Raw genomic sequence first — 20,730 nt, 5'->3', positions numbered from 1 at the left:
AAACTGTCAATATTTACTGTAGTACTATTAGCTTTCTTAACCGCTTGCGGAAGCGCTGATATGGGTGATCCAAATGCAAGTGCCGATGACTGTGAATTTGGAATAGATGGTAATGGCAACTGTATGAAAGAAGGGCAAGATCCTCGTCCTTTCGGTGGCACCAGCAAACCTGGGCATTAATCCCTCAAGATTTAACACCAAAACAATCTTATTGCGATGAGACAAAAAACCGCCCGAAGAGGCGGTTTTTTGTCTCCGTAAATATGTGTAAACTTCATGATGCGAAGGCTCCTAAGCACAATATAAAGTATGAATTCTTATATGTACGAGCATTCAGTTGTATATAGGATAAAGACAAAATATGATCGACGGTTTGGTCAATAGTGCTCTCATCAAGCTGCTCGTGCTTGATCAATCAGACTTTATCTGCCGGAAAGTTTATTGCTGTAGTGCAAATTTCCAATTGTGGATGGAATAGAACTCTCGTTTCACCACCTTATGACGCTCTATTTTTTGCTTACTGCAAAATAACTCGTCATTAAATTCCGGTAGTTCGGAAGATAATTGGAGAACAAAGCGCCCAGACCTTCGACATCGTTGCGCCAGTCGCGGTGCAGCTCGCACGCCACGCCAAACCAGCTCATCATCTGCACGCCAGCCGCCTGCATTCGCATCCAAGCCGCATCTCGAGTTACTTCATTGAATGTGCCGGAAGCATCAGTAACTACGAAAACCTCATAGCCTTCTTCGATTGCGGATAACGCTGGAAAGGCTACGCATACTTCAGTGACTACGCCGGCAATAATGAGTTGTTTGCGGCCGGTCTTTTTGATCGCATTGACAAAGTCTTCGTTGTCCCAGGCATTGATGTTGCCAGGACGAGCAACATAGGGTGCATCGGGAAAGATTTCCTTGATTTCCGGTACCAGCGGACCGTTCGGTCCATCTTCGAAACTGGTTGTCAGAATTGTCGGAAGCTTAAAATATTTGCCACAGGCTGTTAAGGCCAGAACATTATTCTTGAATTCATTCGGTGAGAAATCCTGCACCAGCGAGATCAGGCCCGCCTGATGGTCCACCAGCAACAGCACTGCATCCTCTTTGGAAAGTCGGTTATATTTAAAAAGCTTATTCATCTCTATACTCCTTATGGTTGTTGATTGAGCCAGAGAAACTAATAATTCTCTTATGCGAAGCTATTGCTCAATATAGCGCGTAGAACCGGTCGCTCATGATCATGCCATCTACCCAGTGCTGAACAGCCACTTGATCGAAATTTTTGTGCCCAAACTCTTTATGTTTGTACTCAAAGTGCCACTCGGTCATCGTCACGTTCTCACCCACGGCAGTCGATTTAATTTCTGACTTGAGCCATGCTTCAACATTCTCGAATACTGATGATTCCCGATCTTTGGCTTGTTGCAGACCTCTTGCCACCACGTCGTTTTTTTCAATTACAATGCAATCAGGGTGATAGTATTTGTCCATGGATTCCAGTATCTCGCCTTTCAGAATCATATTATTTAAATCGTTGAGTTTCTCTTCCAAAGTCATTATTACTCCTTTTTGAATATGCGCTGAGCCAACACTATAAATAAGCGCCGAGATTTACTTCTTCGCTTTCTCTACCGCCTGTGCCTTGTCATAACTCTCAATCAGTAGCCGGTAATGTGGCATGGTATAATCAGCATAAAGATCGGCGAATTCCAGCGCGTCCGGTCGATTCCAGGTTTTCTGCAATTCTGAAATAACCGCGACCGTATCAATCGGAATCACACCCGCTTGCATAATACGAGCAATAGTCAGATCGGTGGCCATTTTACTCCAGTTGCCGGAGGCATCCACAACCGCATACACCTTGTAACCTGCAGCTACCGCACTGATGGAGGGGAAGGCCATGCACACGCTGGTCAGCGTACCGGCCAAAATTAACGTTTTACGGCCAATCGCTTCAACCGCATTAACAAAGTCAGGACTATCCCATACATTGATCTCGCCATGACGTCCGACATATTGGGCATGCGGAGCAGCTCGGTGAATTTCTGGGATTAGTGGGCCATTTGGGCCATCGGGAACTGAAGCAGAGGTAATAACGGGCATTTTCAGCAGCGTAGCTACTTTAGCAAGTGCGATGGCGTTACGACGAAGATCCGGTACCGGAATATCCTTGACCAGCTGAAACAGACTGCTTTGGTGATCGATTAACAGCATGGTTGTTTCATCGGGATTAATTTGACTCATAATATTTCTCCTGCAGTCTGATTTCAACAAAAATTTGATACGCAATATCAAGCTGAAGAGAATGCATTCAGGATGACAAATGCCCCATTTTGCCACTTTGGTAATCGGCCTTGGCTTGGCGAATTTCTTCTTCTGTATTCATGACAAATGGACCGTTGCCAACGATCGGCTCGTCAATTGGTTCACCACTTAGCAGCAGTACGGTTGCATCCTGTGAGCTGCTGATGCAAATGTGATCACCCGTCGGATCAAATATGGCAACTTCTGCTGCACCAATTGTTTCTGAATGATTAATCTGCACAGAACCTTTAAGCACTACCAAGAGCGTGTTATATCCTCCAGGTACAGCAAGATTAACCGCATGTGTGCTAGCCAAGCGAAGATCCCAAATATGAATGGGCGTGAATGTCTGTGCCGGTCCCGTTGACCCGTCGAATTCACCTGCAATGACGCGGATGCTTCCTTGATCATCGGGAAGTTTCGCGGCAGGAATCTGGCTATCTAAAATATTCTGGTAGCGTGGTGATGACATTTTATCCTTGGCTGGCAAGTTGACCCATAACTGGACCATTTCAAACAATCCACCTCGCTGTGCAAAGTCCCTGCCATGAAATTCTTCATGAACGATACCCGAAGCGGCAGTCATCCATTGCACATCCCCGGGGCCTATCTTGCCGCCTCCACCTGAGCTGTCGCGATGTTCCACTTCGCCACTATAGACAATGGTCACTGTTTCAAAACCACGATGCGGATGTTCACCGACACCCAGACGTTTGGTTGTCGGTGGAAATTCCATCGGACCCGCATAATCAAACAGTAGAAAGGGGCTAATGGCGGCCCCTAGCTTTGAATAACTAAACAGGGAACGAACTGGGAAACCGTCGCCGACCCAATGGCGATCACTATTGCGCAGAATATTCTGAAGTTTTTTAGCCGACGAACTATGTTTGGTTGTGAGCATTAGTTATTTCCTCCTGTTTTAATATAGCCTTCATAGGCTACATGTTTACGTAATCGATGAGAACCCGAATTCTTCGAAATGTGTGTTCGAGAATACAGAACAATGCAACATGGATTTAGTGGTATTCTAAATTATTTATAGGCGGTGAAAGCGCATGTGCTTAGTAAAATACCCGGTTGATCAGTATATTATAATATTTTAGGTTGTTTATAAGAGGGAGTTGCTGTGATAAAAATTATCGGAATTACGGGCAGTCTGCGCAGCGGCTCGTTTAATACTGCGCTGTTACGTGCAGCTAAAGAAATTGCACCTAACAGCGTTGTGCTTGAGATTGCAACGCTCAAAGGTATTCCGCTTTATGACGGTGATGTTGAAACTGAGGAGGGTATTCCCCAAGCGGTAATCACGCTGCAAGAGCAAATTGCTACAACTGATGGATTATTGCTGGCTACGCCAGAGTACAATAATTCCATGCCGGGTGTATTCAAGAATGCGTTGGATTGGCTGTCACGACCTCCCAGTGAAAGTGCGCGGATTTTCAGAAATCGCCCGGTTGCGGTGATTGGCGCAACACCCGGTGGATTTGGCACAGTGCTCGCTCAAAATGCCTGGCTACCCGTGCTACGAACATTAGGCACATGCCCATGGTTCGGTGGAAGATTATTAGTATCTCGTGCGCATCAAATTTTCAACGAAAATGGAGTGATGGTGGATGAAACGGCGCGACAACAACTGACGGATTTTCTTGCGGGATTTATTGAATTTATCCACGTTAGCAATAAGCTGCAGCGATAAAACATTCAAACTTCTGAAGAAGGCGACGATAGGTTTTCATTTTTTTGTCTTTGCAATGGCAAATTTGGGCGCTACATAATGGGTAACTACAGGTTCGCTTCCGGTTACGAGTAATGTATGGAGCTCTGTCTGTAAAACACGATCTGCATGAGTTACGCGTTCGTGCTGACGAAGATGCTCAAGCCAGGAATCGACACTAAAGGATTCGATAAAATAATTCGGTTTCTCGGTATGCTCAAACACACCCCAGGCAAAAGCGCCATCGCGACGACGGCGTTTGCTGAGTTCGCGTATCATGGTTAAAAACTCACTTGTTTTGTCGTTTCGAACAATATACTGAATGGTCACCAGGACTGGCCCGCGATCATGTGACACACCCTCATGCACCATGGGTGTCGGCCAATGCATCGAAGGTGTAAGATCAACATTTTCGATGCCACTGATGTGCCAGCGCCAAGTGAGCAGTGTGGCTATCACTGCGCCAGACGCTGCAATCATCAGTGACTCTGAGATGCTAGTCATTTCGGCAACTTTGCCCCACAACAGGCTGCCGAATGCCATAGAACCCATAAAAACCGCCATAAAGACGGCCAGTCCGCGCGACCGTACCCAATTAGGAAGTGCCATTTGTGCTGCTACCTGGAGTGATGACAACACAGTGATCCATGCAACACCACTTACACCCGTCGCCAAACACAAGAAAATCAATTGATCGAATGTTGCCAGCGCAAACATGGTGCTTGCATACACGACTGCCGCTAACGCAACTAACTTATCGCGTGAAATTTTTTCACGCAGCTTGGGTAACGAGAGAGCGCCGATGACAGCTCCGGCACCAATCGAAGCTACCAAGATGCCAAATGTCTGCGGCCCACCATTTTCCAGGCTCTTAACTAGCAGCGGCAATAGGGCCCAGGAGGCACTGGCAAATAGAAAAAAACCGAATCCCCGAATGATAGCGGCTTGGAGGTCTGGTGCATGACGTGCAAAGCGGAAACCGGAGCGTAGTGCGCTGAAGAATCGTTCGCTCGGTAATTCACTGATTGGTGCCTCGCGTCGCCAGCGCACCAAGGCAAAAATTACAAGAAAATACGTGAGTGCATTCAAAACAAACACTACACCGGTTCCGGCAAAAGATACAATTACTCCGGCCAATGCCGGACCAATTGTACGCGCCATATTGATACCAAGGCTGTTCAATGCAATAGCAGACTGTAGCTCGTTGCGCGGTACAAGCTCCGGTGTTAACGCTGCCCACGCTGGCAGCATCATTGCTGACCCGATCCCCATCGCAAACGTCAGTGCAATCAAGCTCCATGCCGAGGTAACACCCGTCAGTGTTATAAATCCCAGTAGCCCAGCCACCAGTGCCAACCATAACTGCACCACAATAAGATAGCTACGCCGATCAACGATATCAGCCAAGGCACCTGCTGGCATGGCCAATAGAAAAATGGGTAAAGTGGTAGCAGTTTGGATCAGTGCGACCATAACGGGTGTAGGCGACAACGTGGTCATTAACCAGCTAGCGCCGATATCATGCATCCAGGTTCCGATGTTCGATATCAGAGTTGCCATCCAAAGCATGCGAAAAACAGGAATCCTAAACGGAGACCACGCTGATGTCGTATTGACTGGGTTGTTCAATCGCTAACCTATGTTCTAAAATTCGAGGCCTGTGGTAAACGCAATCATTTCTCGATCATAATTCTCTAATGAAATCTGCAAATAATAAAGTGGCTATAAGTCACTAAAATTATCATCATTATGTTGGAATGTAATTACGATTGACTCCTGATAAAATTGTTTTCTAATTATTATAATTCTGATTGCTGCTTAACTAGAAAGCATTTATATCATGGGCCGCATGTGGTAGGGCGCGAGAAAGAAGATATATCGTACTACGGTTGGCTATGAGGAAATCAATACCAAATTAACTACAGAGTAGATATTTGGCAGATTTACCAGTACAAGTAATGAAGAGCAATAAAGCCTGCATATATAATATTGACACTGTCGAAAATATCACTGTATTTGTAGCAGTGTTATAAACAGAACCGCAGTGCCTATCTGATCTTCAGGCTCATTTCCTAAAGCCTTATTGGCATTTTGCGGTTCATGTTCGTTATGAGCGGCAGCGTCTCATATAAGAGTGATTATTGCGTTGAAAGCAAAGACCGACCATTTAGTCCCTGAGGGGTTCTCGCATTATTGCTATAGAACCCCTTGAGTTGCTCAAGTTGGGCAGCCGAAATCGTGATTATTTTGGGCAGAAGGTACCACTGTACGCCTTCGCTGCACGGCGGGGTAGTTAATGAACCTGCTAAAGTATAGTACTCTAAATTTGTAGCATCCAGATCCGCCGGAAGCAATTGTGCGGGATTGATCTGTATGCCGGAGTCTGAGTTCTGACCGCCTTCATCATGTGGCATGTTGTCCAGGATGGTTCCAAGTATAGGATTTTCTTCACCCATATCAATAGCAACGGCTAGAACTATAATTCTTCCATCTTCATTGATATGAACGTAATGCAGTTCAGCCGGAAAATTTTTGCCTGCTACGACATGTTCGCTGGGTTCATGGAAATGAAATTGAATCAATGGGAAAGCCTCTTCTCCAATCATCAATGCACCCGCATAATTTTCAGAAGTATTGACTTGCACACCATGGCCGCTATTGAAGAAAGTCGGTGTGGTGTCAGTGTCATATAGTGCTGCCACTTTATTGAGATTCTTAGAGTCGTTGATAGTGGCCGTTGCAAGATCAATCGGGGATTGGTGCTTGCCTATACCGCATTCTCCAAAGGGATAGTTTAGTGGTACGGGTTGGGTTGTATCCTGAATTGCCCACCATGTTGACTGCTCGTCGTGACTCCAGTGTGGCGAAGCGGAAACAGCCAGGGTTGCGTAACATATAAAAATTGTAGAAGCCAAGTTTCTCAATATCTTCGTATTCATTTATTAACTCCGATTGCAAGTGGTAGTTGAATTAACAAGGGTTTTTTCTACAGAAATCAATCATTGATGGCTTATTATCCTGATTGGGATCTTGAGATGATTGAGAGCCTGTACTCTCAGTTGACGCATTGGGTTGAACCGACTGTTTCTGCTGGCTACCGTCAGTCGACAATCTTTTCTGCTGACTGGGATCAATCAGCAATTTCGATTTACTATCATCTGACTCAGCAAAGCATGAAGCAACACTTAAACTTAATGACACAGCCAAAAAAAATTTTATAACCATGATTTTCCTCATCAATAAAGAAGTAGTTTTTTTCACAATTCGCAAAATGTGACTTTTAAAATATCATAAAGAAGTTAAGAAATTGTTAATAAAATGTCATATATATGTTAATAAAATGTCATCAAAAACAATTAATAACAGCTTTATTCTTGCTTCTTAAATTAGATATATCATTTGGTTGGGTTATTTGCGTATCTATGAAATCGAATCTGTTATATGCATAAAAACATTCTCGGAATATTAGGCTTCTGATCCAGATTTACCCAGAAAGCGGTTATGTAAGTTAGATAACATGGAAATAATCTGAAACGATGATTAGAATCAGGCCGTAAACACGGTAGTAAAAATCGTGAGTGTATGAATTACACAACAATATAATGATAAAACTTCGACGTTAAAGTAGGGATTTGAGTGATTATCATGTAAATTTGAAGCTGTAAGCTGTTTAGGAAGATGCAGGATTTTGCACGTCTGAATCAAAACATGGGTAACTGTCATGTTATAACTTGATCGGACTTAACTCATTAAGGGGAAAATCACCATGCTCGCGTTTCTCTTCTACGTCATTTTGTTCGTGGTTGTCATCGTTGGTTTGATTCTGGCTGTTCCTTTGATACGCCGCCATTTAGTCACCAATCAAATACTAAAAGTTTTCCGCAAAATGCTACCGCAAATCTCGCAAACGGAACAGGAAGCACTGGATGCTGGCACGGTATGGTGGGAAGGCGATTTATTCAGCGGGAAACCTGACTGGAAAAAATTATTGGCTTATCCTAAGCCGCAGTTAACCGCAGAGGAGCAAGCATTTCTCGATGGCCCAGTTGAACAGTTGTGTGTGATGCTGGATGAATGGAAGATTACGCATGAATTAAAGGACTTGCCGCCGGAGGTGTGGCAATTCATCAAGGAAAAAGGTTTTTTTGGCTTAATTATTCCCAAGCAGTACGGTGGTTACGGTTTTTCAGCATTGGCCCACTCTGAAGTGGTGATGAAAATCGGCTCGCGTAGTGGTACAGCAGCGGTGACGGTTATGGTTCCGAATTCACTAGGGCCGGCTGAGTTACTGCTACATTACGGTACTGAGAAGCAAAAAGAACATTATTTGCCGCGTCTAGCAAAAGGTCTGGATGTGCCCTGTTTTGCGCTGACTTCACCAGAAGCGGGGTCTGATGCTGGTGCGATGCCGGATTTTGGCATTGTGTGCCGCGGCGAGTATGACGGCAAAACAGATGTCTTAGGGATGCGGGTAACCTGGGAAAAACGCTATATTACATTGGGCCCAGTTGCAACTATTCTGGGCCTGGCTTTCAAATTATATGATCCGGATCGGTTGTTGGGTAAAGAGGAGGATCTCGGCATTACGTTGGCGCTTATTCCCACGGACACACCGGGCGTGAATATCGGGCGTCGCCACTATCCGTTGAATGGCGCATTCCAGAATGGCCCGAACTCAGGTAAAGAAGTATTCATTCCAATGGACTGGATCATCGGCGAACAAGAAGGTGTCGGCCAAGGATGGCGTATGCTGATGAATTGCCTGTCCGTAGGACGTGCCATCTCGTTGCCAGCTACCAGTGTGGGTGCGGCCAAATTGGCAGCGCGCACCAGCGGTGCATATAGCCGAGTACGCACACAATTCAAAACACCGATCGGCTATTTTGAAGGCGTCGAGGAAGCATTGGGCCGTATTGGCGGTAACACTTACATGATGGATGCTGCGCGTGTCATGACAGCCGCTGCAGTGGATCTGGGCGAGAAACCTTCGGTGGCATCGGCGATCGTCAAATATCATTTAACCGAGCGCGGACGGCAAGCAATCAACGATGCCATGGATATTCACGGCGGTAAAGGTATTTGTATCGGCCCGAGAAACTATCTGGGACGTACTTATCAGCAGATTCCTGTCAGTATCACCGTTGAAGGTGCCAATATCCTGACGCGCAACATGATTATTTTCGGTCAGGGTGCACTGCGTTGTCATCCTTACCTGCTAAAAGAAGTGAATGCAGCCCATGATAAAAATCCGGATAGCGCATCGCTGGCATTTGATGAAGCACTAATGGGACATGCAAAATTCACATTGCGAAATACCGCAAACAGCTTAGTGTATGCATTGTTCGGCAACCGTATCAAGGGCAATGCACCGGAAAATTGCACACCAGAGACGGCTGTTTATTATCGACAATTGGCACGCTTTTCCGCCAGCTTCGCCTGTATTGCGGATATCGGGCTCATGCGCTTAGGTGGTTCACTTAAACGCAGGGAAAGATTATCCGCTCGGTTAGGTGATATTCTGAGCATGTTGTATCTATGCTCAGCAACTTTGAAACGTTTTGAGGACGATGGTCGTCCTGACGCTGATTTGCCCTTGCTGCATTGGTCCATGCAGGATGGCATTTATCGTATGCAGCAGGCATTTGATGAGTTCCTGGATAATATTCCGGGGCATTTTACCTTTGTTTGGTTGCTGAGAGCCTTGGTTTTCCCGCTCGGTAAACGTTGTAAGCCACCTGTTGATGCATTAACCCATGAAGTTGCCAGATTAATGATGGTACCCGGTGCTGTGCGTGATCGATTGACTGCCGGTATTCATGTGCCGACTGCTGAACATGAACCGATGGCTGAGTTGGAACAGGCGTTGCAATGTGCGATTGAATGTGGAGCGGTCGAAGCCAAGCTGCGGGAAGCTGTGAAGTTGCGTAAAATTTACGATCATGGCGATGGGCAAATTGCCCAGGCACAGCAGCTAAACATAATCACTGCGGAAGAGGCAAGCCTGTTGAACAAGCTGAAAGATTTACGCAACAGAGTGATTAAAGTTGATGATTTTAGACCGGATTTTGAAAGCGAAACAAAATCTTTAAGAAATAGCAGCACTAACGCTGCGATGGGCACCAGAGGAGCTATCAACGCTAATTTCGCTATTAATAGTGAGATTATGAATGAGATTAATGACACAACTACTGTTGGCAAAGCTAAAAGTAGCGCCAAAACTACGAGCAGAAAGAAAAGTGGTTCGGTTACAGAAGAATCAGAGACGGCTGAAACCGTTAAATGAACTGGAATATCAGATAATCAGTAAATCCACTGATGCAGCATCACCAGTAAGCAGGCACAAAGTTGGGGCCTGCGCATAGAGGGAAAGTTATGCAAATCGAGCAAAACGGAATGACCAGTGTTATTCCGGTTGATAAAGCAAAAACACTGGATGGTCTGTTTAGTGAGCGCGTGCAACGCTCGCCGCAGAATGTGGCCTATCGGTATTTTGATCCGATCAGTGAACAGTGGTGCCGCTATACCTGGGAACAGATGAGTCAGCACGTGGCTCGTTGGCAGGCAGCTTTGATTAAAGAAGAATCACTGGTTCCTGGCGATCGAGTCGCGGTAATGATGAGAAATTGTCCGGAATGGGTGATGTTTGAGCAAGCAGCAATGGGGCTGGGGCTCGTGGTTATTCCTTTATACACCGATGATCGAGTTGAAAATGCGGCTTATGTCATTAATGACGCAAATGTGAAATTACTATTGCTGGAAAATTCACAGCAATGGCGGCAATTTCTTACCCTGCAGGATGAAATAGAGGGATTACAACGGGTTGTTATCCTCCGACCTTTTGAGTCGAATAATATTGACGCTTGTGATAACGTGCGTACCGTTTCTGCAATGGAATGGTTGTCAGCGCGCGCCACTGAGGTGAAGCATATTAACAGTGATCCAAATTCGCTTGCTACCATCATCTATACCTCCGGCACATCAGGCCGTCCCAAAGGCGTGATGCTCAGTCACCATAACATTCTGACCAATGCTTTCAGCTGCCTGCAAGTTATCCAGGTGACGCCCGAGGATCTGCTGCTTTCTTTTCTGCCTTTGTCGCATACCTTTGAACGCACCGCAGGTTATTATGTGCCGATGATGACTGGAGCTACCATTGCTTACGCACGCTCAATTCCGCAATTGCAGGAAGATCTGTTGATAATCCGGCCAACCATAATGATATCCGTGCCGCGTATCTATGAACGGGTGTATGCGGGCATACAGGCAAAACTGGCCGAGGGCCCTGGCTTTGCCCGTTGGCTATTCAATTTTGCGGTTACTGTGGGTTATAGCCGGTTTGAGTGCCAACAGGGAAGAGGGTATCAGCGACTGTCACATGTGTTGTGGCCGCTATTGAAAAAATTGGTGGCTGATAAAGTGATGGGTAAACTGGGCGGTCGATTGCGTATGGTGATGAGCGGCGGTGCCGCATTATCGCCAGAAGTTTCGCGTGTTTTTATCGGTCTCGGGCTACCGATTCTGCAAGGATATGGGATGACTGAGAGCAGTCCTGTCGTTTGCGCCAATCGGCTCGAGGATAATGTGCCGGCCAGTGTTGGCTTGCCGATTCCCGGCGTGGAAGTCAAGTTAGGGGAAAGTGACGCATTGCTGATTCGTGGACCGAATGTGATGCTGGGTTATTGGAATAATCCTGATGCAACGAAAGCAATTATTTCTCCGGATGGCTGGCTGAATTCGGGTGATATCGCATCGATTGATGCCCAAGGTCACGTAACTATCACCGGACGGTTGAAAGAAATAATTGTGTTATCCACCGGTGAAAAGGTGCCTCCGGCTGACATGGAGACAGCGATTCTGCGTGATCCGCTATTTGAGCAAGTCATGCTGATCGGGGAAGCACGTTCCTACTTGAGCGTTTTAGTTGTGCTGAACCCGAAGCATTGGCAAAGTTATGCCACACAGCATGGTCTGGAGGAAGATCTGGCAAATGAGCAATCAAGGCAACTGATTGAAGGAATTTTATTGGAAAAAATTTCACATCAAACCAGCGAATTCCCAGGCTATGCCAAAATACGCCGTGTTGCAGTTGTACAGGAGCCATGGAGCGTTGACAATGGTTTGCTGACGCCGACGTTGAAATTGAAGCGTGTCAAGGTGTTTGAGAAGCACCAGGCGGAAATAGATGGGCTTTATGCAGGGCATTAACAGACCACTGAAAAACTATCGATATTGTCGCTGCGGCGGTAGAAACAAACCGGAAGAACATTCTGAGAGCGGCGGGTTAGGAAGAGGGCATCAATCAATATTATCAGAGGATAAAAGACTGATTGCTGCATGTTTTTTCGGCATAGAATTTACTTGACCTGCGCTAGGAAGGAGGTACATCAATGGCAAAAGAGCTCAGTAAACTGGATAAAGTGGTTCTGGAAGCACGTCAAAATGCAGAAAAACGCGCTCAGGGCTATCGGGCGCAGGCGCTTAAATTGTTTCCCTGGGTGTGTGGACGTTGTGCACGTGTATTTGATCATAAGAATTTACAGTTGTTGGAAGTGCACCACAAGAACAGTAATCATGATGATAATCCGCCGGATGGCAGTAACTGGGAATTGCTTTGCACCTATTGCCATGAGAATGAACATTCCAAATTGAAGGATTCGATGGGCCGTAATACTGGCGGGCAAACCGAAACGGTCGCTACTCATAATCCGTTTGCCAATCTTAAGGATATGCTGAAGAAATAAATGTCATGCAGAAAATAAAGTGAGCTGGCTTGTTCATTGCGGGGTGTTTATTATTTTTGTCAACAAGTAGGCTTGAATGAAAGCTCGTTGTATTTAATCAACAGACCGTTATAATGTGATTTTCAAGCCAACAGGAGTCTCGTCATGGTTAAGTTAGCAGATGTAACTGGAATCGGCCCTGCTACAATCAAGGTGTTAGCTGAACATAAAATCAAAACAGTCGAGGCGTTGGCTGCGATTAGTTTGACAGATTTGCAAAAAATACCAGGATTCAGCGGCGCGATACGAGCACGGACAGTGAAGCAGTCTGCTGCTGATTGCTTACAGGCTAAGCCGGTTAAGCCATCATCGACTCCTGTCGAACGCACACAAGTAAAAGTCAAAAAAACGCCTAGTATAAAAACGGAGACAAGCCCGATTGTCAGTCAGCCTGAACCCGTTAAACTTAACAGTGAAAGCAAGAAAAAAAAGCGCAATGTCGAAAAGCAAAAAAACAAAGTAAAGAATAAGAAAGATAAAAATAAAAAGAAAGATAACAAGAAGAAAGGAAAGAACAAAAAGAAATCATAGCTCCTTGGGTCTGATTAAATATCGCAGTTGCGCTTCATGAGCGTTTACTGAAATTGCACTGTTTCCATAATCCAATACAGCCAAGGCGGCGGTCGTCAACAACTTGCCGGAATAGTCAACGGGCGGTGGATATTGAGATAAATTACAGAGTAATTGGTCGAGACCCGGATTATGTCCAATGATAAGTAATGTGTTTATTCCTTTGCTATATTGCTTGACTAGGGCAATCAGGTCATTGCATGATGCATCGTAGATTGTGGGTTCCAAGTATACTTCTGTTTCAGGCAGGCTTAATTCGTTTACGACCCGATGGCAGGTCTGTTTTGCTCGTAATGCAGGAGAACAGAGGATTCGGTCTAGGCGGAATTGTTTGTGTTTTAACCACTTACCCATCTGTTTCGCAGCTTTTATTCCGCGATTTGTCAAAGGACGATCGAAATCCGATCTGCCTGCTTCAGACCAGTCTGATTTGGCATGTCGCATAATAATCAATTGATATTTAGACATGACTCTTAGTATGAGATCGATTAATTGGATGACTAACTTCCATTCGGGCGTGCTTCACTATGGATGAATCCTACGCTGCTGTTGACTTAGGTTCAAACAGTTTTCACATGATCGTGGCGAACATGGTGGATGGCCGTTTGCAAGTTATTGATCGCATGAAGGAGATGGTCAGGCTGGCCTCGGGATTGAATGATGAGCAGGAGTTGTCGAAAGAATCCATGCAACAGGCGCTGGAATGCTTGCAGCGATTTGGCCAACGGATTCAGGAAATTCCGCATCTGAATGTGCGCGCTGTGGGTACAAATACACTTCGTCAGGCGCAAAATGGCAATGTTTTTTTGTCGCAGGCACATAGCGCACTGGGTCATCCGGTAGAGATCATAGCAGGGCGTGAGGAAGCAAGGTTAATCTATTTAGGCGTTGCACACAGTTTATATGATGAGGCCAATAAGCGTCTGGTGATTGATATCGGCGGCGGGAGCACGGAGTTAGTCATTGGCCAGGGTTTTGATACTTATGCGACTGAAAGCCTGCACATGGGCTGCGTCAATATCGGCCAGCGTTTTTTTGATGATGGCAAGATAAAAGCCAAAAAAATGCGTAAAGCTGTATTGTTCGCGAGGCAGGAGTTGGAATCCATTGAAACAGCCTATAAAAAAACAGGCTGGGATTCTGCGTTGGGTTCTTCCGGCACTATCATAGCAGTACGGGATGTTGTGCAAGCACAAGGCTGGTGTGATTCAGGCATTACCGTATCTGCATTGACGAAACTAATGGAAGCTTTAATCGAGATTGGCGATAGTGCATCGATTGATTTTGCCGGTGTACCTGAGCGCAGAAAACCAGTTTTTGCTAGCGGTGTGGCGATATTGTGCGGTGTTTTTGAAACACTTAAGCTGGAACAGATCAACGTTTCTGAAGGTGCATTGCGTGAGGGTTTGTTGTATGACCTTATCGGTCGGATGCATAATGAGGATATCAGGGATAAGACCATTGAAATGGTTGCGCAAAGATACAGCATTGATACCGAGCAGGCAAACCGAGTCAGGGATACTGCAGAAAAGCTTTTTCATCAGGTAAAAACCGACTGGGAGTTGGACGAAAAAACAGATTTGAAACTGTTAACATGGGGAGCGCTTATTCACGAAATTGGTTTATCGATTGCGCATAGTCAATATCACCGGCATGGCGCGTATTTAACTGCCAATTCTGATTTAGCAGGATTCTCCCGTCAGGAGCAAATGAAACTGGCGATGTTAGTACGGAGTCATCGCCGTAAATTCCCGCTGGAAGAATTTGAATCAATAGCTGTTTCTACGAAAACTTCAGTGATCAGGTTATGTATTTTGTTAAGGCTGGCAGTGTTGCTCCATCGCAGTCGCTCCAATAGCGACTTACCGGAAATTCGCATCGATGTGAACAAAAATCGCATTACTTTGGATTCTCCATCAGACTGGTTAAAACAGAACCCTTTAACACTTGCTGACTTGAATACCGAACAAGATTTTCTTCAGGCTACTGATATTAAACTGATATTCGATTAAATCGGTTGTATTAAATGTTGCAATAGTGTTCCAAGAGAAATTGCTGTGCAGAACGTGGTTTAGCAGTGCCTGGTTTTAAGCGTTTATATGAACCATCGCTTTGCAACAACCAAGCTTGCGTGTTGTCGGAAAGATAGCACAATAGGCCATGCTCGATGACTGTATCGCTGGTGCGTTTTTCCTCAATCGGGAAGCATACTTCCACCCGATGATGTAAATTGCGCGTCATCCAGTCAGCGCTGGAACAAAAAACCAATTCTTCGTCATCGCCTCCATTTTGAAAAAAATAAACGCGGGTATGCTCTAGGAAACGACCTACAATGGAGTGCACACTAATATTTTCCGATACATCTTTGATTCCCGGACGCAAGCAGCATACGCCACGAACGATTAAGTCGATTTTTACACCGGCTTGAGAAGCCTTATAAAGCGCTGCAATAATTTCCGGATCTACCAGTGCATTCATTTTAGCAATGATCCAGGCTTTTTTTCCTTCACTCGCAGCATTGATTTCTTTGTCGATATAACTCAATATCCCTTTATGCAGCGTGAAAGGTGATTGCAAAAGCTTTTTTAATTTGCTCGCTCGTCCTAAACCAGTTAATTGATGGAACAGCTTGTTTACATCTTCACCGATGGCTTTGTCACAGGTCAACAAACCGTAGTCGGTATATAAACGCGCAGTTCGTGCATGATAATTACCGGTTCCTAAATGTACATAACGCCGTAATGTGCGGCCTTCTCTTCTGACGACCAAAATCATTTTACCGTGAGTCTTATAATTAACCACGCCATACACGACATGCGCGCCAACTTGTTGTAATTCACTGGCCAATCCAATATTAGCTTCTTCATCGAATCTGGCACGCAACTCAATGACTACCGTGACTTCTTTACCTGCACGTGCAGCTACCTTGAGCGCTTCAACAATCGCCGAATCTATTCCCGTGCGATAAAGCGTTTGCTTGATTGAGAGCACACCAGGGTCAGCGGCTGCTTGTCGCAAAAAATCTATAACGGGTGCAAACGATTGAAATGGGTGATGTAGTAGAATGTCACCGTTGTGCAATACATCAAATATGTTGTTATTTTTGACCAGACGCTTGGGAATATTTGGTGTGAATCCGACAAACTTCAATTCTGGACGATCAACTAGGTCGCAGATTGCAAGTAAGCGATTCAAGTTGACAGGCCCGGTTACACGATAAAGATCATTTTGCTGTAACTCAAATTTATGTAACAAGAAAGAGCTTAAAAGATCCGGACAATTATCAGCAACTTCCAATCGCACTGCATCGCTAAATCTTCGCGAAGGCAACTCGCCCTCCAGAGCACGTAACAAATCGTCAATTTCATCATCATCGATTAGTAAATCGCTATTGCGCGTTACTTTGAATTGATAACAACCAATGACATTCATACCTGGAAACAGATCCGTGACATGCGCATGGATAATCGAGGAAAGCATCACAAAATCGTGGTTCTCTTCACTATATTTGGCTGGGATTGATACAACTCTCGGCAATGAACGTGGCGCTTGCACGATGGCCATACCTGAATCGCGTCCGAAAGCATCTTTTCCTTCTAATGAAATGATGAAATATAGATTCTTGTTGAGAACCTTGGGAAAAGGATGCGAAGGATCTAATCCGATCGGACTTAATACCGGTAAAACTTCTTCTTTAAAATAGCGATGTATCCAACGGCTGGTTTGAAGCTTCCATTGCGAGCGGCGCAGTAGCCTAATTTTATCCTTGGCCAGCGCAGGTATGATCATGCTATTCCATACGCCATATTGCTCCAGTACGAGCTGATGTGCAGTTTCACTAACACGCGAAAGCACTTCTGTTGGGGACAGATTATCCGGACCTGTTTGCATCGAGGCGTACTTAATCTGTTGTTTGAGTCCAGCTACACGTATCTCAAAGAATTCGTCCAGATTGGTGCTGGCAATGCATAAAAAACGCAGCCTCTCCAGCAATGGAAGAGTCTCATCTTTGGCTTGTTCGATCACACGGCGGTTGAATTCCAGCAAGCTCAGTTCGCGATTGATATAAAGCGCAGGATCTTTGGGGTCAACAGTATCCATCAGTGAATTGCTCGGGTAAATTATTGTAACTGGCCAGTCGACCTCTGTTTAAGTGTGACCGGCAGGAAAGAAATTAAATAAACCGCATTCTAGCTTATTTGTATAGAACTGAATGTTACTTTGGTGTTAGCTTTAGAAGTTTGCCATTCTCTTCATCAGTCAGTAAATACAATGCACCGTCCGGGCCCTGCTCTACATCGCGAAAGCGCAATGTATTGGTTAATAATCGTTCTTCATTGAGAATCTTCTTGTTATCGGTTGACAGTCGGACTAGATGTCGTCCTGCCAGTGTGCCAATAAACAAGCTGTCACGCCATCCTGGAAATTGCTTTCCAGTATAGAACACCATGCCAGAAGGTGCGATTGATGGCGTCCAGTAGTGAATGGGTTCTTCAAAGCCCTGTTCTGCATGTTCATTTTTGATTGGTACACCAGAGTAATGATCGCCATAGTTAGCCTTTGGCCAACCGTAATTTTTACCGGGTTGTGGAATATTAATTTCGTCGCCACCTTTGGGGCCATGCTCATGAATCCAAAGCTCGCCCGTTTTGGGATGAATTGCGGCACCCTGGACACTGCGATGCCCATACGACCAGATTTCGGGTTTGGCTTTCGGGTCACTAGCAAATGGATTGTCAGAAGGCACTGTTCCGTCAGGTCGGATACGGATTATTTTGCCGATATGATTGTTCAGTTGCTGCGCTTCTTCCATATAATCACCACGATCACCCAGTGTGATAAATAGATTACCATCCGGCGAGAATATCAAGCGTGAACCAAAATGTACGCCACCTTCAGTTTTGGGCAGCTGCCGGAAAATTATTCGCAAATTTTCCAAGCTGCCATTCTTCAGTTCAGCTCTGGCGACTGCGGTACTGGCTTTTGCTCCTTCCGGCTCAGAATACGATAGGTAAATCAAATGGTTTTTGGAAAACGCTGGATCCAATGCAACATCCAGCAAGCCACCTTGCTGTTGAAATAACACAGCAGGGACGCCTTTCACTGGCTCTGAAACGCGACCATCCGGCGTGATGATGCGTAATTGACCAACTTTTTCTGTTACTAACATATTGCCATCCGGCATAAATGCCATACCCCAGGGGAATTGCAAACCTTCGGCTACTAGGCGAACATCGAACTCGGTTTGAATACGTTGAGCTTGCACAGCAGGCAGCAGGAAGAAGCTGAAAACAAAAAGTAGAGCAATTATGTTAGTTTTTAGTGTCATTTTCTGGTTTTAGGCAATTAGTACACAGTAACTGTCAAATGTACCATTGTCGGCAGCTCATCTCAACTACTCTGAATTTCTCTAGCTGAAGATTGAGGATCGGAAAATTGAAATTTTTGTAGTGCCTGGACTACGTATTCTGCAGTAGGGCGGGGAGCCATTTGAGTGTCGAACATGGTCGCATTCAGATGACCAAATTCGCGAGCTTTTTCCGAATTTGTTGCAAGATGAATTGCGCGCTCAACAATGTCATCCGGATCTGAATAAGAGAATTGCTCTTGTAAATGTGGATTTGCAACTAATAATTCCGGGTTGTTTTCTAAAGGTTCACCGATAACGGCAACTCCAAGCGCCATGGCTAAGCCGAATTTGGAAGATAAGCAGCCTGCAATACCTTGTGTGTAAATAACGACTTTGGCGCGCGCCAAAGTTTCAAGATAACTTTCTTGACTTAGACGCGGATAAAATACCTTGGCATACTTTTCCGGGAGCGGTTTCTCGCATGAAAAACCTGTAGCTGTATTAAGTGAGGCTGCATTGAAAAGTTTCTTGATAACTTGGTATCGACGTTCCATAACCGCTACATGACGAGAATTATGCCGAAAACTGGTTACAAAGAAAACATCGATATCTTTTGGAGTTGCTCGGTGAGCCAGTATTTGTTCGAGTGGCTGAAAATTTTTCAGGTCACGCAAGCGAAACTTGGCATCCGTTAAATAATTCTTATAAGGCACATTATAATTAATCCCGGGTTTAAATCCAAACAGTGTCGGGGTCAGCAGTAGTCTGCGACTAAGTGACAGGAACGATTCCGGTCTTATCGGAAAAAACTGTGAAACGCTAAGAATTTTTTCACGAAAATCTTTAAGTGCTGGCGTGTACTCAATCTGGTCCGGGTTGTAGTTAACCTTAAAGTAGACATCCACGCTTTGCAGCAGCGGCAAATGATATCCACCCGTATGATTCGTAGCGTTGACTGAATTGACATCATGTGTATCAATGCAGAAATACCACTCGTGATCACCTTGCTGAAATTTAAAAAGCACCATTGCAAACAATAAATGTTGCCAATCAGCATCTTGAATGGCTGGCATCAAGCGTGCAGGAAGCGAATGAGCTGTTTTTATTTGCAATTTCCCACTTTTTGCTAATTCATGGAATCCTTGCAGATAATAACTTGCATAATAAGCACGTGATGTGTCGTAGAAAGTAAGATGCGCGTCAGTCATTTTAAATAGGTTGCTAGAAAAATAGATATAGGCGAATCAAGCAGCCCATTCAGTTACTTTTGTGCGTAATAGCGCCAAAGCTGCGGTTTGCTGATCCGCTCCTGCTTGATGCCATTGGTCTAGCATAGCACGTGCAGCGTTGACTTCATGCGTGAGATTCAGCGCGCGGAAATCGGGTGTATAAAATACGCGTGCAACCAGCGCGCGTGTTGCGCCAAGTCGCGGGTATTGAGCATAGATTAAATCGCTAGGTATCGGTAAACGGCTATCATTAAGTCGACCAATGCCAGCAAATCCATAGGGCACTCCGGCCGTAGATGCGATATCGGTTAGTCTATCCAGAAAACCGGAGGTTAGTACCTCGAAATGATTAGATAGTTTCATATCTAAATACATATCGTTCAATCCAAAGTGTATTTCACCAATGCCTGGAAGTTTGACAACTTCACGTAAGCGTATTGCGGCTGCTGCAGTTTCGACTAATAAAGAGACAAATGCACGGCCATCCACGAGCTCAATGAAAGTAGCCGCTTCTTTAATCGTGCGGAACATCGGCAACATAATCACAGTTACTCCTTGATCAATCAAACAATTGATTTCATCGCGTGAGCCGGCATGAATTGGATTGATGCGGGCAAATAATGCCGATTGCGTTAATTGATTGCGAATAGCTTCCAGTTCATGCATTTGATGATCAGAAATCCATGCTTTCTTGGCATCCTGGCGATGCTCTTTACCCATTCTTTCCAAGTCAAGGCCAATACGATTAATGCCAGCCGCATTGCCAGCCCGTGCCAAATCTGGATC

General features: G+C 45.2%; 19 protein-coding genes. 7 read left to right on the top strand and 12 right to left on the bottom strand.

What is annotated here, in order from left to right; translation table 11 throughout:
- On the top strand, positions 1-180 hold a 180-nt coding region (locus Q0C11_RS11055; protein ID WP_293007940.1), incomplete at its 5' end, for a hypothetical protein.
- Positions 181-506: 326 nt separating this feature from the next.
- Here the strand turns inward: Q0C11_RS11055 and ycaC are convergent.
- The 4 genes from ycaC to Q0C11_RS11035 all read right to left on the bottom strand — a co-directional run bounded on the left by ycaC (position 507) and on the right by Q0C11_RS11035 (position 3,202).
- Positions 507-1,136, bottom strand: a complete 630-nt coding sequence (gene ycaC / locus Q0C11_RS11050; protein WP_293007938.1) for an isochorismate family cysteine hydrolase YcaC — start codon at positions 1,134-1,136, stop codon at positions 507-509.
- A gap of 67 nt (positions 1,137-1,203) precedes the next feature.
- The gene (locus Q0C11_RS11045) at positions 1,204-1,554 is read right to left on the bottom strand and encodes a nuclear transport factor 2 family protein (RefSeq protein ID WP_293007936.1); all 351 of its coding nucleotides are present in this window, start codon (positions 1,552-1,554) and stop codon (positions 1,204-1,206) included.
- A gap of 54 nt (positions 1,555-1,608) precedes the next feature.
- Positions 1,609-2,241 (bottom strand): isochorismatase family protein, encoded by a 633-nt coding sequence (locus Q0C11_RS11040; RefSeq protein WP_293007934.1) that lies wholly within the window; start codon positions 2,239-2,241, stop codon positions 1,609-1,611.
- 67 nt (positions 2,242-2,308) lie between these two features.
- Positions 2,309-3,202 carry a pirin family protein gene (locus Q0C11_RS11035; RefSeq protein ID WP_293007932.1) on the bottom strand — a complete coding sequence of 298 codons (894 nt, stop codon included), beginning with the start codon at positions 3,200-3,202 and terminating at the stop codon, positions 2,309-2,311.
- A 225-nt stretch (positions 3,203-3,427) separates the two neighbouring features.
- Between Q0C11_RS11035 and Q0C11_RS11030 the strand changes: the two genes are divergently transcribed.
- Positions 3,428-3,997, top strand: a complete 570-nt coding sequence (locus tag Q0C11_RS11030; protein WP_293007930.1) for an NADPH-dependent FMN reductase — start codon at positions 3,428-3,430, stop codon at positions 3,995-3,997.
- A gap of 36 nt (positions 3,998-4,033) precedes the next feature.
- Here Q0C11_RS11030 and Q0C11_RS11025 read toward each other — a convergent pair whose 3' ends face one another.
- From Q0C11_RS11025 to Q0C11_RS11015, 3 genes are all read right to left on the bottom strand, one after another.
- Entirely contained in the window at positions 4,034-5,644 is a 1,611-nt protein-coding gene (locus tag Q0C11_RS11025; protein WP_293007928.1) for an MFS transporter, read from the bottom strand.
- 509 nt (positions 5,645-6,153) lie between these two features.
- Positions 6,154-6,954, bottom strand: coding sequence for a carbonic anhydrase (locus Q0C11_RS11020; protein ID WP_293007926.1), 801 nt, complete (start codon positions 6,952-6,954; stop codon positions 6,154-6,156).
- A 31-nt stretch (positions 6,955-6,985) separates the two neighbouring features.
- Complete coding sequence (locus tag Q0C11_RS11015; protein ID WP_293007924.1) at positions 6,986-7,240, bottom strand: hypothetical protein; 255 nt, start codon at positions 7,238-7,240, stop codon at positions 6,986-6,988.
- A gap of 541 nt (positions 7,241-7,781) precedes the next feature.
- Between Q0C11_RS11015 and Q0C11_RS11010 the strand changes: the two genes are divergently transcribed.
- The 4 genes from Q0C11_RS11010 (at position 7,782) to Q0C11_RS10995 (ending at position 13,326) form a co-directional block, all read left to right on the top strand.
- Positions 7,782-10,298, top strand: a complete 2,517-nt coding sequence (locus tag Q0C11_RS11010; RefSeq protein WP_293007922.1) for an acyl-CoA dehydrogenase — start codon at positions 7,782-7,784, stop codon at positions 10,296-10,298.
- 89 nt (positions 10,299-10,387) lie between these two features.
- Positions 10,388-12,220: a long-chain fatty acid--CoA ligase gene (locus Q0C11_RS11005; RefSeq protein WP_293007920.1), complete on the top strand. Its 1,833-nt coding sequence runs from the start codon at positions 10,388-10,390 to the stop codon at positions 12,218-12,220.
- Between the two features lie 182 nt (positions 12,221-12,402).
- Positions 12,403-12,756, top strand: coding sequence for a YajD family HNH nuclease (locus tag Q0C11_RS11000; RefSeq protein ID WP_293007918.1), 354 nt, complete (start codon positions 12,403-12,405; stop codon positions 12,754-12,756).
- Between the two features lie 144 nt (positions 12,757-12,900).
- On the top strand, positions 12,901-13,326 hold the full coding sequence (locus Q0C11_RS10995) for a helix-hairpin-helix domain-containing protein (protein ID WP_293007916.1): 426 nt from the start codon (positions 12,901-12,903) through the stop codon (positions 13,324-13,326).
- Here the strand turns inward: Q0C11_RS10995 and sixA are convergent.
- Complete coding sequence (gene sixA, locus Q0C11_RS10990) at positions 13,321-13,833, bottom strand: phosphohistidine phosphatase SixA (protein ID WP_293007914.1); 513 nt, start codon at positions 13,831-13,833, stop codon at positions 13,321-13,323. The two genes, Q0C11_RS10995 and sixA, sit on opposite strands and share 6 nt — an antisense overlap.
- Positions 13,834-13,892: 59 nt before the next feature.
- On the opposite strand from sixA, the gene ppx reads away from it, so the two are divergent.
- Positions 13,893-15,377, top strand: a complete 1,485-nt coding sequence (gene ppx / locus Q0C11_RS10985) for an exopolyphosphatase (RefSeq protein ID WP_293007913.1) — start codon at positions 13,893-13,895, stop codon at positions 15,375-15,377.
- 10 nt (positions 15,378-15,387) lie between these two features.
- On the opposite strand, the gene ppk1 is transcribed toward ppx, so the two are convergent.
- The 4 genes from ppk1 to Q0C11_RS10965 form a co-directional block, all read right to left on the bottom strand.
- Positions 15,388-17,466 carry a polyphosphate kinase 1 gene (gene ppk1 / locus Q0C11_RS10980; protein WP_293007911.1) on the bottom strand — a complete coding sequence of 693 codons (2,079 nt, stop codon included), beginning with the start codon at positions 17,464-17,466 and terminating at the stop codon, positions 15,388-15,390.
- Between the two features lie 115 nt (positions 17,467-17,581).
- Complete coding sequence (locus Q0C11_RS10975) at positions 17,582-18,694, bottom strand: PQQ-dependent sugar dehydrogenase (protein ID WP_293007909.1); 1,113 nt, start codon at positions 18,692-18,694, stop codon at positions 17,582-17,584.
- Positions 18,695-18,756: 62 nt separating this feature from the next.
- Positions 18,757-19,923 carry a hypothetical protein gene (locus Q0C11_RS10970; RefSeq protein ID WP_293007907.1) on the bottom strand — a complete coding sequence of 389 codons (1,167 nt, stop codon included), beginning with the start codon at positions 19,921-19,923 and terminating at the stop codon, positions 18,757-18,759.
- Between the two features lie 36 nt (positions 19,924-19,959).
- The coding region (locus Q0C11_RS10965; protein WP_293007905.1) for an aldolase/citrate lyase family protein at positions 19,960-20,730 on the bottom strand (771 nt) is incomplete at its 5' end.

The organism is Nitrosomonas sp. (assembly GCF_022842015.1).
GTDB lineage: Bacteria > Pseudomonadota > Gammaproteobacteria > Burkholderiales > Nitrosomonadaceae > Nitrosomonas.
This window is presented reverse-complemented; position numbering and strand designations above follow the sequence as displayed.

Coding starts and splice junctions, on each gene's coding strand:
- Q0C11_RS11045 (WP_293007936.1), bottom strand. CDS start 1,554: ATGACTTTGGAAGAGAAACTCAACGATTTAAATAATATGATTCTGAAA.
- Q0C11_RS11010 (WP_293007922.1), top strand. CDS start 7,782: ATGCTCGCGTTTCTCTTCTACGTCATTTTGTTCGTGGTTGTCATCGTT.
- Q0C11_RS10995 (WP_293007916.1), top strand. CDS start 12,901: ATGGTTAAGTTAGCAGATGTAACTGGAATCGGCCCTGCTACAATCAAG.
- Q0C11_RS11040 (WP_293007934.1), bottom strand. CDS start 2,241: ATGAGTCAAATTAATCCCGATGAAACAACCATGCTGTTAATCGATCAC.
- ppx (WP_293007913.1), top strand. CDS start 13,893: ATGGATGAATCCTACGCTGCTGTTGACTTAGGTTCAAACAGTTTTCAC.
- Q0C11_RS10975 (WP_293007909.1), bottom strand. CDS start 18,694: ATGACACTAAAAACTAACATAATTGCTCTACTTTTTGTTTTCAGCTTC.
- Q0C11_RS11015 (WP_293007924.1), bottom strand. CDS start 7,240: ATGGTTATAAAATTTTTTTTGGCTGTGTCATTAAGTTTAAGTGTTGCT.
- Q0C11_RS10970 (WP_293007907.1), bottom strand. CDS start 19,923: ATGACTGACGCGCATCTTACTTTCTACGACACATCACGTGCTTATTAT.
- sixA (WP_293007914.1), bottom strand. CDS start 13,833: ATGTCTAAATATCAATTGATTATTATGCGACATGCCAAATCAGACTGG.
- Q0C11_RS11020 (WP_293007926.1), bottom strand. CDS start 6,954: ATGAATACGAAGATATTGAGAAACTTGGCTTCTACAATTTTTATATGT.
- ycaC (WP_293007938.1), bottom strand. CDS start 1,136: ATGAATAAGCTTTTTAAATATAACCGACTTTCCAAAGAGGATGCAGTG.
- Q0C11_RS11000 (WP_293007918.1), top strand. CDS start 12,403: ATGGCAAAAGAGCTCAGTAAACTGGATAAAGTGGTTCTGGAAGCACGT.
- Q0C11_RS11005 (WP_293007920.1), top strand. CDS start 10,388: ATGCAAATCGAGCAAAACGGAATGACCAGTGTTATTCCGGTTGATAAA.
- Q0C11_RS11035 (WP_293007932.1), bottom strand. CDS start 3,202: ATGCTCACAACCAAACATAGTTCGTCGGCTAAAAAACTTCAGAATATT.
- ppk1 (WP_293007911.1), bottom strand. CDS start 17,466: ATGGATACTGTTGACCCCAAAGATCCTGCGCTTTATATCAATCGCGAA.